7 protein-coding genes are annotated in these 13356 nt (G+C 74.2%); 4 read left to right on the forward strand and 3 right to left on the reverse strand.

The window, feature by feature from the left end; genetic code table 11:
• Positions 1–38 precede the first annotated feature (38 nt).
• From RB146_00985 to RB146_00995, 3 genes are read right to left on the reverse strand one after another with little or no spacing between them, the layout of a single operon-like run.
• Positions 39–3179, reverse strand: a complete 3141-nt coding sequence (locus RB146_00985) for an efflux RND transporter permease subunit (protein ID MDQ7827556.1) — start codon at positions 3177–3179, stop codon at positions 39–41.
• Positions 3176–4693, reverse strand: coding sequence for an efflux RND transporter periplasmic adaptor subunit (locus tag RB146_00990; GenBank protein ID MDQ7827557.1), 1518 nt, complete (start codon positions 4691–4693; stop codon positions 3176–3178). The genes RB146_00985 and RB146_00990 overlap by 4 nt, the downstream gene beginning before the upstream one ends.
• A complete protein-coding gene (locus RB146_00995) occupies positions 4693–5985 on the reverse strand; it encodes a TolC family protein (GenBank protein MDQ7827558.1) in 1293 nt (430 codons plus the stop codon). Before RB146_00995 ends, RB146_00990 begins: the two co-directional genes overlap by 1 nt.
• Before the next feature lie 362 nt (positions 5986–6347).
• Here RB146_00995 and RB146_01000 point away from each other — a divergent pair, with 362 nt between their 5' ends.
• The 4 genes from RB146_01000 to RB146_01015 form a co-directional block, all read left to right on the forward strand.
• Positions 6348–8324 carry a sodium-translocating pyrophosphatase gene (locus tag RB146_01000; GenBank protein ID MDQ7827559.1) on the forward strand — a complete coding sequence of 659 codons (1977 nt, stop codon included), beginning with the start codon at positions 6348–6350 and terminating at the stop codon, positions 8322–8324.
• A gap of 91 nt (positions 8325–8415) precedes the next feature.
• Positions 8416–10779 carry a sodium-translocating pyrophosphatase gene (locus RB146_01005; GenBank protein MDQ7827560.1) on the forward strand — a complete coding sequence of 788 codons (2364 nt, stop codon included), beginning with the start codon at positions 8416–8418 and terminating at the stop codon, positions 10777–10779.
• Between the two features lie 121 nt (positions 10780–10900).
• A complete protein-coding gene (locus RB146_01010) occupies positions 10901–12961 on the forward strand; it encodes an APC family permease (protein MDQ7827561.1) in 2061 nt (686 codons plus the stop codon).
• Between the two features lie 46 nt (positions 12962–13007).
• A partial coding sequence (locus RB146_01015; GenBank protein ID MDQ7827562.1) for a tellurium resistance protein TerC occupies positions 13008–13356 on the forward strand: 349 nt, incomplete at its 3' end.

Genomic DNA, 13356 nt, shown 5'->3' on the forward strand with positions numbered 1-13356 from the left:
TGTGACCGCCGGGCGCGGCGCTGTGAGGGTGCGCGCCGTCAGGTGTGGGGCTCGTCCGCCTCGGGGCCGTTGCCCCCGCCGGTGACCGGCAGCGGAGGCGCCGGGACCGGGGCGGGGACGGCGCGGCGGCTGCGCCACCGCTCGCGCAGCAGTTCCACGCTCACGTACGAGGTGGGGATGAGCACCAGCGTGACCAGCGTCGAGAGCAGCATCCCGCCCAGCACGCTGCGGGCCAGTGGGGCCTGGAGTTCGGCCCCCTCACCGAAGCCGATGGCGATGGGCAGGAGGCCCAGCACCGTGGTCAGGGTCGTCATCAGCACCGGGCGCAGGCGGGCGGCCGAGGCCTCGACCACAGCCTCGAAGAGAGGCCGGCCCTCCCGGCGGTGGCGGGTGAGGATGAAGTCCATGAGCACGATGGCGTTGTTCACCACGATCCCCACCAGCACGATGAGCCCGGTGAGCGACTGGATGTTCAGCGTCGTGCCGGTGAGGAAGAGCGCCAGCAACGACCCGCCCAACGCAAACGGCACCGCCCCCATGATGAGGAGCGGCTCCAGCAGCGCCTCGAACTGGACGGCCATCACCGCGTAGACCAGCCCGACGGCGGCCAGGAAGCCGCCGACGAGCTGCCGGGTGGCGCGCTGCTGCTCCTCGTAGGCGTCGCCGAAGGTGAGGGCGAAACCCTCGGGGAGCGGCAGGCCGGCCAGGCGCGCGCGCACGTCCGCCATCACGCTGCCGTAGTCGCGGCCGCTGAGGCCGGCGGTGACCGTGGTCACCCGCTGGCGGCTCCGCCGGAAGATCGAGGCCGGGGCCAGGCCGCGTTCCAGGTGGGCCACCTGGGCCAGGGTGATCTGCTGCCCCGTGGGGGTGAGGATCGGCAGGGCCAGGACGTCGAGGGAGCTGCGCCGGTCCCCCTCGCGCAGGCGCACCACCACGTCGGTCTCGCGCCCGCCCCGGCGGAGGATGGTGGCCACCGCGCCCCCCACGGCGGTGCGCAGCGCCTCGGCCACGCGGCTCGGCGTCAGCCCGAAGGCGGCGGCGCGCTCGACGTCGATGCGCAGCACGGCCTCCGGGATCAACTCCTCCCGGGCCAGGCTGACGTCGGTCACCCCCGGGATCTGCTCGAGCGCCTGCTGCACCTGACGGGCCAGGGCGGTGGCCTGGTCCAGGTCGTGGCCGCGGATCTCCACGGCGATGGGGTCGTCCACCTGGCTGAAGCGCAGGATGTTCAGCGCCCCGGCACTCGGACGCACCACCACGCGGCCGCCGGGTAGCTGCAGCGTGCCGCGCAGGGCGGCCGCCACGGCCTCGGTGGTGCGCGCCCGCTCCCCTTTGGGTCGGAGGCGGATGCGCAGGATGCCGCGGTGCGAGCGCCCGCCGAAGCCCGCCGACCCCACCTGGCGCGTCACCGCCTCGATCTCGGGGGCCATCCGGCGGGCCTGCGCCTCCAGGCGGGCCAGGGCCTGCTCGGTCAGCTCCAGCCTGGTCCCCACCGGCAGCTCGCCGATGACCAGGATCTCCCCCTCGTCCGTGGGCGGGAGGACCTCCCGGCCGATCAGGGGGACGGTGGCCAGCGCCAGGACGAAGAGCGCGGCCGCCGCGCCCAGCACGAGCGGCCGGTGGCGCAGCGCCCAGCGGAGCACCGCACGGTAGCGCGCATTCAGCGCCGCCGTCCAGGGGCGCTCCTCCTGCCGGCGCAGCGGGGGCAGCCACGAGGCCAGCACGGGCGTGAGCGCCATCGCCACCAGCAGCGAGCACGCCAGGGCGAAGACCACCACCACGGCGAACTGGTAGTAGAGCTGGGTCGTGACCGCCTCGCCCCGGATCACGATGATGGGGAGGAAGACCACCACGCTGGTCACCGTGGAGGCGACAATGGGCGAGACGACCTCTTCGGTCCCTGCCACGGCGGCCTGGCGGCGCGCCCGCCCCGCCTCGCGGTGCCGGAAGATGTTCTCCAACACCACGATGCTGGCGTCCACCAGCATCCCCACGGCCAGCGCCAGCGCCCCCAGCGTCATCAGGTTGAGAGAGTAGCCGGCGCCATACATCAGGGCGAACGAGGCCAGCACGGCGATGGGGATGGTCACGCCGATGATGGCGACCGTCCGCAGGTCGCGCAGGAAGAGGAAGAGTACCGTCACCGCCAGCGCCCCGCCGATGACGGTGGCCTCCAGCACCGAGCGGACGCTGCGGCGGATGAAGCGCGCGTTGTCCCCGATGACGACGAGCGAGGCTCCGGGCAGGGTGGCGTTGAGGCGGTGCACCACGGCCAGCACCCCGTCGGAGACCGCTACCGTGTTCACCCCGGGCTGCCGCTGGATGGAGAGGAGCACGCCGGGGGCGCCGTTGACGCGCACGAGCCCCGTGGGTTCCTCCGTCCCCTCGGACACCGTGGCCAGGTCCGCCACGTAGACGGGGACGCGGTTCCGCGTGGTGACGACGGTGCGGCGGATCTGGTCGAGGTGCTCATAGCGGCTCAAGGCCCGCAGGCCCAGCCGCCGGGTCCCTTCGGTGACCTCGCCGGCCGGCGCCGCCAGGTTGGCCGCCGCCAGGGTGTTCAGCACGTCCCGCTCCGAGAGGCCGAGCGCGCGCAGGCGCCCCTGGTCCAGCTCGACCAGGATGCGCCGGCGCACCCCGCCCGAGAGCGCCGCCTGTGCCACCCCCCGGACCCGCTCCAGGCGGAAGAGGACCTGGTCCTCGGCCAGCTGCTGCAGGTCGGCCACCTGCAGCCGCGGGTCCCGGGCCACCAGGCCCAGTTGCACGATGGGGAACTGGGACGGGTCGAACTTGAAGACAACGGGCGCGTCGGCGCCATCGGGGAGCCGGCGGCGCACCCGCTCGATGGCCGCCCGCAGGTCGTTCGCTGCCGCGTCGATGTCGGTGCCGGCGGGGAAGACGGCGGTGACGCTCGATCGGCCCTCCGAGGAGGTGGAGAAGACGTCCTGGACCCCGGCGACGGTGCTCACCGCCTCCTCGATGATGCGCGTCACGAGGTTCTCGACCTCTTCGGGTCCTGCGCCGGGGTAGGTGGTGGAGACGGTGAGGCGGGCGAAGGAGATGTCGGGGAGCAGGTCGATGGGCAACCCCGCCAACGCGCTCAGCCCCACGAGGAGGATGACCGCAAAGACGATCACCGTCCCGATGGGGCGGTGGATGGCCAGGCGCGGCAGGTTCACGGCGACCTCCCCGGCTGCGGGCCGCCGGGCCCTCGGCCGCTCCCGCCTGGCCCGCGCCCGCCCGGCCCGCGCGCGCCTGGCAGGATCACCCGGCTGCCGTCCCGCAGGTTAAGCTGTCCCGCCACCACCACCATCTCGCCCGGTTGCAGGCCGCGCACGACCTCCACGCGGGTGCCGTCGCTGACGCCCACCGTCACCGGGCGGGCGCGAGCCGTCCCATCCTCGACGACGAAGACGGATCGGACGCCGTTCTGCTCGAGGACCGCCTCGGCGGGAACGGTGAGGGCCCCTATGCGCCGGATCAGCAGGAGCTCGACCCGCGCGGTCATCCCGGGGCGGAGAAGAGCCTCGGGGTTGGGGACGCGGATCCGGGCCTCCGCCGTGCGCGTCGTCGGGGCCAGGACGGGACTCACCGAGGTGACCTCCCCCGCAAAGCGGCGCGACGGAAGTGCGTCGGGGCGCACCACCGCCGGCGTGCCGGGGCGCACCGCCGCCAGGTCCTGCTCCGCCACCGGCACCACCAGGAAGACCGGATCGACGTCCACGAGCTGCAGCAGCGGCGTGGCCGGGGTCACCGTGGCACCCGGGTCGACCAGCCGCCGCCCCACGATGCCGCCGGTGGGTGCCCGCACGACGCTCTCCCGGAGGAGGTTCTCGGCCTGGCGCAACGCCACCTGGCTCTGCGCGAACTGGCTCTGCGCCTGACGGTAGGCCACGGCCGCCTGCGCCGCCTGCTGCTCCGCCTGCCGCAGGGCGACCTCCGCCTGCCGGACCTGCCCGCGCGCCACCTCCACCTCCTCGGGCCGCGGCCCGCGCCGCAGCAGGGCCAGCTGCTCCTCGGCGGTGCGCAGGCGGGTCTCCTGCATCGTCACCTCCAGCCGGGCCGACTCCACCGCCTGGCCGGAGACGAAGCCTTGTGCGTACAGGTCCTCCATCCGCCGCAGTTGCGCGCGGGCGAACTCCAGGCTGGCCCGGGTCTGGCGGACCTGCTCTTCCGCCTGCCGCACCTGCTCCGGCGGGGTCCCGGCCAGCACCTGGGCCAGGCGGGCCTGCTGGGTGGCCAGCGCGGCCCGGGCCTGTTCCACCGCCAGCGCCTGGGTGCGCATGGCCCCGCGCGCCTGCTCCACCAGGACGCGCTGGGTGTTCGCGGCCGCCCGGGCCTGCTCCACCTGGAAGCGCAGCTCCTTGGGGTCGAGGCGCACGAGAGCCTGGCCCGCCGCCACGCGGTCGCCTTCCGCGACGAGCACCGCCTCCACGACCCCGCTGATGCGCGGCTGGACGTCCACCCGGGCTTCGGCGACAACCTCCCCGACAAAGGTCCGCCGGACCTCCAGGGTGGCCCGCCGGACCCGCGCCACCTGGACGGGGACGGCCCGCGGCCCGCGCACGCCGGTTGCGCCCGCGGGCCCGGGAGGAGCCTCCTGGGCGGAGCGGGCGCGCAGCGCTTCGGCGGTACGCCAGGCGAAGAGCCCGGCCACCGCCAGCACGCCCGCCACAACCAGCGCCTTGCGCATCACGGCAGCACCGCCTGTGCCGTGGCCCGCCGGAAGGCCGCCAGCGTCGTCCAGCGGTCGGCCATCGCCTGGGCCAGCGCGGTCTCGGCCGCAGCCAGGTCGGTGCGGGCCGTGGTCACTTCCAGCAGCGTCCCGACCCCGGCGGCGTACCGGCCCTCCGCCACGCGCAGCGCCTCGCGGGCGGCCTCCGCCGAGCGGCGCGCCGCCTCGACCTTGGCTGCCGCCGTGAGCGCCTGGGTTCGCGTGGCCACCGCCTCCTGCCGCACCTGGGCGCGGAGCGTCTCCAGGCGGGCCCGCGCGGTGTCCAGCGCCGCCCGGGCCTGCTCCACCTGGGCGGCGCGGCGGCCGGCATCGTACACAGGCAGCGACAGCCCGACCCCGACAGACCAGGCCCCGCCGGCGGCCGTGCCGGTCCCGGTCCCCACTAGGACGTAGCGGCCGTCGAGGGTGGCCGTCACCCCGCCCTGGAACATCGCCACGGCCAGCGCCGCTTCCGCTGCACGGACCTCGGCCAAGGCGCGCCCGACCTCGGGCCGCGCCAGGGCGCGCTCGACCGCGGCCGGCTCGGGCACGTCCACGGTGGGAGGCGGGGCCGGGGCCGTCACCGCCACCGGGGTGCCGGGCTCCAGGGCGAGCGCGGTCCGCAGCGCGGTGCGGCGGGTCTCGAGCTGGCCGCGGGCGTCCAGCAGGTCCACCTCCGCTGCCGCCAGCGCCGCCTCGGCCCGGACAACGTCGGCGCGGGCGACGCGTCCCGCACGGAAGTTGGCCTCCGCCGCCTGGAGCTGGGTGCGGGCCTGGGCCACGGCCTGCTCCCGCAACGCCACCACCTGCTCGCCGGCCACCACGTTCATGAACGCCTGGACCGCGGCAAAGGCCACCTCGGCCCGCGTCGCCTCCAGCCCGAGCCGGGCCGCCTCGGCCTGGGCCTCCGCCTGACGGATCTGCGCCTGGCGGACGCCCCCATCGTAGACCAGGTAGGTGACGCCGACGGAGAGGGTCCCCGAGACGCCGGCCGGGCTCGCGCTGGGGCCTCCGGTCAGGAGCACCGACGGACCGAGCCCCGCCCGGGCCAGGCGCACCTGCGCCTCCGCGGCGCGGGCGGCGGAGGCGGCCGCGTGCACCTGCGGGTGGCGTTCCACGGCCTGCGCTACCGCGGCGGGCAGCGTGAGCGGCGCAGGCGCCTGCGCCACGACGGGCGCCGCCGCCTGTGCGCCGCCTCCCGCCTGGGCAGGGACCATGCCCATCGCGCTCCCCGCCCCAAGCGCCATGACGGCGATTTTGAGGAAGGTCACCGCAACCTGGAGTCGGCGGTGGAGGACCGGGGAGCGTGAGCGAACCGGGTGGTCATGACCGCCAGACGACATCCTGCCTCCTCTACGGGCGTCGTGCGCTCGACGGCACAGCAAGGCCTGCTCTCTGGAACGCGGGGTCACCGCGGCTGGTTCGCTCCGGCCACCGCGCCTTCCTCTCCCCCGTTCTTCCTCGGCCCCGTCCGTTGACGCTCCTTCGCGAGAGGTGCTACAGTCGGCCCGGGCTTTCACGAGCTCGTTCAAGGCCCAGACAATGACCGTTTTTGGCCCATCTCGGGCTGTGCGCGCCGGCAGATCTGCCGGCGCGTCGTGCGCCCGCCCTGTGGTGGGCGGCTGGAGCGACGATGCCCGTACCTGTGGAGACCTCGGCCTTTAGCGCGGCCGGCACGGCCGTGCTCGGTCTGGTCTTTGCCGCCGTCACGGCCCGGTGGATCCGCCGGCGCGAGGACGGGACCGCCCGCATGCGCGAGATCGCCGCGGCCATCCGCGAGGGGGCGATGGCCTTCCTGGCCCTGGAGTACCGCGTGCTCGCCCTCTTCGTGCTGGTCGTCGCCCTCCTGCTGGCCGTGGCCCTGCGCTGGGAGCTGGCCGTGGCCTTCGTCACGGGGGCCGTGCTCTCGGCCTCCGCCGGCAACGTCGGGATGCGCGTGGCCACGCTGGCCAACGTGCGCACCGCGGCCGCCGCGCGGCGGGGCATCCCGGAAGGGCTCACCGTGGCGTTCCGCTCGGGCGCGGTGATGGGCTTCTCCGTCGTGGGGCTGGCCCTGCTCGGCATCTCGCTCCTCTGGGTGCTCTTCCACCGCAACCCCGAGGTCGTCTTCGGCTTCTCCTTCGGCGCCTCGTCCGTGGCCCTCTTCGCCCGGGTGGGCGGCGGGATCTACACCAAGGCCGCCGACGTGGGGGCCGACCTGGTGGGCAAGGTCGAGGCCGGGATCCCCGAGGACGACCCGCGCAACCCGGCGGTGATCGCCGACAACGTGGGGGACAACGTCGGGGACGTGGCGGGGATGGGGGCCGACCTCTTCGAGAGCTACGCGGGCTCGGTGATCGCCGCCCTGGCCCTGGGGGTGGCGGGCGGCGACGCCCGCGGGGCGGCCGCCCCCTTCCTGCTGGCGGCGGTCGGGCTCGTGGCCAGCCTGCTGGGGACGTTCGTCGTCTCCGGCCGCACCGCCTCGCCCCAGGCGGCGCTCAACCGCGGCATCGTGGGGGCGACCGGGCTCACGGCGGTCCTGGCGGCAGGGCTGAGCTGGTGGCTGTACGGGGCGCTCGCCGTCTGGTGGGCCTTCCTGGCCGGGCTGGTCGCCGGCGTCGTCATCGGCTTCGCCACGGAGTACTACACCAGCAGCCACGCCCGGCCCACCCGGGCGGTGGCGCAGGCGGCGGTGACCGGGTCCGGGACCAACATCATCGCGGGGCTCGCGCTGGGCATGGTGAGCGTGGCCGTGCCGGTGCTGGCGGTGGGCGCGGCCATCCTCATCGCCTACCAGGTCGCCGGCATCTTCGGGATCGCGCTCGCGGGGGTGGGGATGCTCTCCACCCTGGGGATCACCCTCGCGGCGGACACCTACGGCCCGGTGGCCGACAACGCCGCCGGGATCGCGGAGATGGCGGGACTCGGGCGCGAGGTGCGCGCGCGGGCGGAGGCGCTGGACGCCGTGGGGAACACCACCGCGGCCATCGGCAAGGGGTTCGCCATCGGCTCGGCGGCCCTCACCGCGCTCGCGCTGCTGGTCTCCTACGGGCAGGTGGCCGGTGTGGCCACGGTCAACCTCCTGAGCCCGCTGACGCTGGTGGGCGTCTTCCTGGGCGGGATGATGCCCTTCCTCTTCAGCGCCTTCGCCATGTCGGCGGTGGGGCGGGCGGCCATGCAGATGGTGGAGGAGGTGCGCCGCCAGTTCCGCGAGATCCCCGGATTGCTCCGCGGCGACGGCGACGCGCGCCCCGACTACGGCCGCGCCGTGGCCATCGCCACGGGGGCGGCCATCCGGGAGATGGTCCTCCCCGGCCTGCTGGCCGTGGTGGTGCCGGTGGTGACGGGGTTCCTGCTCGGGCGGGAGGCGCTGGCCGGGCTGCTCGGGGGCTCCATCGTGACCGGCTTCCTGGTGGCGGTGATGATGGCCAACGCCGGCGGGGCCTGGGACAATGCCAAGAAGTACATCGAGGAGGGCCACCTGGGCGGAAAGGGCTCGGAGGCGCACAAGGCCGCGGTGGTGGGCGACACCGTGGGCGACCCGTTCAAGGACACCGCCGGGCCTTCCCTCAACATCCTGCTCAAGCTGATGGCCGTCATCGCCATCGTCATCGCCCCGCTGTTGCGGTGACGGCGCGTCCGCGCACGCCGGCGGGCCCCGGAGGGTGTAGGCAGCGACAGGCCCCGGCAGCTTGGGGTCCGCGCGCGAGGAGGGAACGACCGTGGAAGGACAGGGACTGAGCGAGTCGCAACTCCGCCTGCCGCACTTCGGCGGGGTGGAGCAGGCCATCCTCTGGGCCGTGCTCGCCGCCGCCGTGCTGGCCCTGGTCTATGGGTGGTGGCTGCGGGCGCGCGTCACTCGGCGCGACCCCGGGACGCGCGAGATGCAGACGGTGGCCGGCGCCATCCAGGAGGGGGCGCTGGCCTACCTGCGCCGGCAGCTGCGGGCGATGCTGCCCTTCGTCGTGCTGGTCACCGGCGGCCTCTACGTCCTCTACCGGCCCATCTACGCCGACCGGCCCGTCCTGGCCCTGGGCGTGGCCGCGGCGTTCCTGCTCGGCTGCTTCGCCTCCTACGGGGCCGGCTACGTGGGGATGACCTCGGCGGTGCAGGGCAACGTGCGGGTGGCCAGCGCCGCCCGCCGCTCCTACCGCGAGGCGTTGGAGATCGCCTTCCAGGCCGGGACGATCTCCGGGATGTTCACGGTGGGGCTGGGGCTGCTCGGCGCCACGGTGATGTTCATGCTCTTCCGCGAGGACGCCATGCGCGTGCTGGTGGGCTTCGGGTTCGGCGGTTCGCTGGTGGCCGCCTTCATGCGCGTGGGCGGCGGGATCTACACCAAGGCCGCCGACGTGGGGGCCGACCTGGTGGGCAAGGTGGAGGTGGGCATCCCCGAGGACGACCCGCGCAACGCCGCCGTGATCGCCGACAACGTGGGGGACAACGTGGGCGACTGCGCCGGGATGGCCGCCGATGTCTTCGAGTCCTATGAAGTGACCCTGGTGGCGGCGATCATCCTGGGGGCGGCGACCCTGCTCGAGCCCGCCTTCATCGAGCGCTACGGGGGCATGGCCGCCGCCAGCGCCTTCGCCCTCAAGCTGATCCTCTTCCCCCTGGCGGTGCGCGCCGTGGGCGTCTTCGCCTCGCTCGTGGGCACCTGGCTCGTCCGGGGCAGCGACGAGGAGGTGGGCGACCCGATGCGGCCCATCAACCGCGGCTTCTACGCCTCGGCGCTCCTCTCCGTGGCGGGCTTCGGCCTCGTGAACTGGCTCTACCTGCGCGATCCCGTCACCGGCACCCCGGACTTCCGCTTCTTCCTGGCCACGCTGATGGGTATCGTGCTGGCCCTGGTCATCGGCTGGCTCACCGAGCTCTTCACCCACGAGGACCGCGGGCCGGTGGGGGAGATCGCCTACGCCACCCGCACCGGTCCCGCCACCATGCTGCTCACCGGGTTGGGCACGGGGCTGGAGAGCAGCGTGTGGGCCATCGTGGCCATCGCCGCCACCATCCTGGGGTCAATGGCCATCTTCGGCGGCGACCCGGCGCTGGCCGCCTACGGCATCGCCCTGGCCGGGCTGGGGTTGCTCACCACCACCGGCTTCATCCTGGCCATGGACACCTACGGCCCCATCGTGGACAACGCCAACGGCATCTTCGAGATGTCCGGCGTGGAGCGGGGCGGGGAGACCACGGCGGGCCGCATCGTGGCGCGGCTGGACGCCGTGGGGAACACCACCAAGGCGCTGACCAAGGGCTTCGCCATCGCCACGGCGGTGGTGGCGGCCATCGCCCTCTTCCGCTCCTTCGTGGGCGAGGCCCGCCTGCTGGTGAGCCCCGAGCAGCTGCAGGCGGCGGGAGCGGCGGTCCGCGCCCTGCTCGACCGGGTGGGCATCCAGGTGAACCTGCCGCAGGTCTTCGTCGGCCTGCTCATCGGCGGCGCGGTGCCCTTCCTCGTCTCCGCCTTCCTCATCCGGGCGGTGGGCCGCTCCGCCTTCCTGGTGGTCGAGGAGGTGCGCCGCCAGTTCCGGGAGATCCCGGGCCTGATGGAGGGGCGGGCCCGCCCCGACTACTCGCGCTGCGTGGACATCGTCACCCGCGCGGCGCAGCGGGAGCTGCTCAGCCCGGCGCTGCTGGCCATCGGCGCGCCGGTGCTCGTGGGGTTCGGGCTGGGCGCGGGGGCGCTCGGAGGCTACCTGGCGGGGGCCATCCTCACCGCGCAGCTGCTGGCCGTCTTCATGGCCAACACCGGCGGGGCCTGGGACAACGCCAAGAAGAAGATCGAGGACGGCTACCTGGGGGGCAAGGGCACCGACGCGCACAAGGCCGCCGTCATCGGCGACACGGTGGGCGACCCCCTGAAGGACACCGCCGGCCCGGCTCTCAACCCGCTGATCAAGGTGATGAACCTGGTGGCCATCCTCATCGCCCCGGTGATCGTGCGGCCGTTGAGCCTGGAGGTGCGCGGAGGGGTGGCCCTGCTGGCCCTCCTCGTCATCGCCGTGGGCGTCTACCTGAGCAAGCGCACGGCGCTGGGCCGGGAGGAGGTGCGCCCGCGCGTGGCGGGGGAGGTGGCCGGGAGCTAGGCACGCCGTCCCCGGGCGCCGCGCGCCTTCCCCCGGCGCGCCGCGCTCCGGGGGACGGGCGCGGGAGCGGGCTCACCGGCCCGCTCCCGCCGGCCACCGCCTCACCTTGCAGGGCCTCACCATGGCGCTGGCGACGCTCCGTCGCGTGCTCATCGGTCCGCCGCTGCCCACCCAGCGGTTGGTCCACGAGCGCCTCAACCGCATCCAGGGGTTGGCGGTCTTTGCTTCCGACGCGCTCTCCTCCTCGGCCTACGCCACGGAGGAGATCCTGCTGGTGCTGATGGCCGCCGGGGCGACCGCGCTGCCCCTGGCCTGGCCCATCGCGCTGGCCATCACCACCGTCCTGCTCATCGTGGCCTTCTCCTATCACCAGACCATCCACGCCTACCCCTCGGGCGGCGGCGCCTACATCGTGGCCCGCGACAACCTGGGCGTGTGGCCGGGGCTCGTGGCCGCCGCGGCGTTGTTGATCGACTACATCCTGACGGTGGCGGTGAGCGTCTCGGCGGGCGTGGCGGCCATCACCTCGGCGGTGCCGGCGCTCTTCGGCCACCGCGTGGCCCTGGCGCTGCTGGCCGTCGCCGTGATCGCGCTCGTCAACCTGCGCGGGGTGCGCGAGTCGGGGACGATCTTCAGCGTCCCCACCTATCTGTTCATCGGGTCGATGCTGGCGCTGATCGCCCTGGGCCTCCTGCGGACCTGGGAGGCCCCGCCGGTGCGGCCGCGCCTGCCGGCCGAGGCGGCGGTGGTCCAGCCGCTGAGCCTCATGCTCCTCCTGCGGGCCTTCGCCTCGGGGTCGGCGGCCATGACCGGGATCGAGGCGATCAGCAACGGCGTGCAGGCCTTCCGCCCGCCGGAGGCACGCAACGCCGGCATCACGCTCTTCTGGATGGCCGCCGTGCTCAGCACGCTCTTCCTCGGCCTCACCTGGCTGGCCACGCACCTGGGGGTGGTGCCGGTGGAGGAGGAGACGGTAGTCTCCCAGCTGGCCCGGCTGATCCTGGGCGCCGGTCCGGCGTACTACGTCGTCCAGGCCGCCACGGCCATGATCCTCATCCTGGCGGCCAACACGAGCTTCGCCGACTTCCCGCGGCTGGCCTCGATCCTGGCCCGCGACCGCTTCCTCCCCATCCAGTTCCGCAACCTGGGCGACCGGCTCGTCTTCGCTAACGGCATCGTCGCCCTGGCCGTGCTGGCCGGCGGGCTGATCGTCCTCTTCGACGCGCGGACGCATAGCCTCATCCCGCTGTACGCGGTGGGCGTCTTCCTCTCGTTCACGCTCTCCCAGAGCGGCATGGTGCGGCGGTGGTGGCGCCGGCGGGGCCGGGGGTGGGTGCACAGCCTGCTGATCAACCTGGCGGGAGCTGCGGCGACGGCGGTCGTGCTGGGCGTGGTGCTCGTGGCCAAGTTCGCCCAGGGGGCGTGGATTGTCGCCGGGGTGCTGCCCCTGTTCGTCGCGGCGATGCGCGCCGTCTACGGCCACTACCTGCAGCTGCGCCGGGAGCTGAGCCTGGCCGGGGCGCGGCCGCCGGCCGCCGAGGTGCACCACAAGGTGGTCGTCCCGGTCGGCGGGATCAACCGCGCCGTCCTGCCGGCCCTGCGCTACGCCCGCTCGCTGAGCGACGACGTGACGGCGGTGCACGTGGAGGTCGATCCGGAGGAGACGGCCCAGTTGCGCGAGCGCTGGCAGACCTGGGGGCTGGGCATCCCCCTGCGCGTGCTGCCCTCCCCCTACCGCTCCGTGCTCGGGCCCTTCCTCGACTACCTGGCCGAGCTGGAGTGGCGCGTGGGCTTCGACCAGTACCTGACCATCGTGCTCCCCGAGTTCGTCCCCAGCCGCTGGTGGCACTTCCTGCTGCACAACCAGACCGCGCTGCTCTTCAAAGCCGCGCTCTTCCTCCGCCGCAGCCGCGCCGGGCGCATCACCGTGGTCACGGACGTTCCCTACTACGTCTCCCCGCCCGAGGCGCCCCAGCCGGCACCGGCGGCCGCTGCGGAGGTCGCCGCGCCCTCCCGCGGTGCCGTGGCCCTCCTGGCCGGGCTCCTCCTGGCCGCTGCGGGCCTGGCTCTCGCCCTGACCCGGGGCTGGGCGCCCCTCTGGCAGGCGCTCTTCGGCCTCGCGCTGCTCCTCCAGGTCGCCCTGGCCGCCTTCCTGCTCTTCGTCCGCTCGCTGGCCCGCTGACGCCGCACGGGACAGGGCGTCCGCGATGGGCTATGCTGGATTCTCGATGCCCGACCCGTGGGTCGTCGTCTTCATCGTCCTGCAGCTGATCTACCTGGAGGGGATCCTCTCCATCGACAACGCGGCGGTGCTGGGGGCGATGGTCGCCCACCTGCCGCCGGACGAGCCGGTGCCGTGGCCCCGCCCGCTGCAGTTCCTCCAGGCACCGGTGCACCGCCTCCTGGGCGGGCAGCGGCCCGCCGCCCTCAAGGTGGGCCTGCTGGGCGCCTACCTCGGGCGCGGGCTCATGCTCTTCCTGGCCTCCTGGGTAGTGCGGAACCGCTGGTTGCTGCTGCTCGGCGGCCTCTACCTGGTGAAGCTCGGCGTCGACCACCTGGGGGAAACGCCGCGGGAGG

The organism is Armatimonadota bacterium (assembly GCA_031081585.1).
In the GTDB taxonomy this organism is placed as follows: Bacteria; Sysuimicrobiota; Sysuimicrobiia; order Sysuimicrobiales; family Humicultoraceae; genus Geohabitans; species Geohabitans tengchongensis.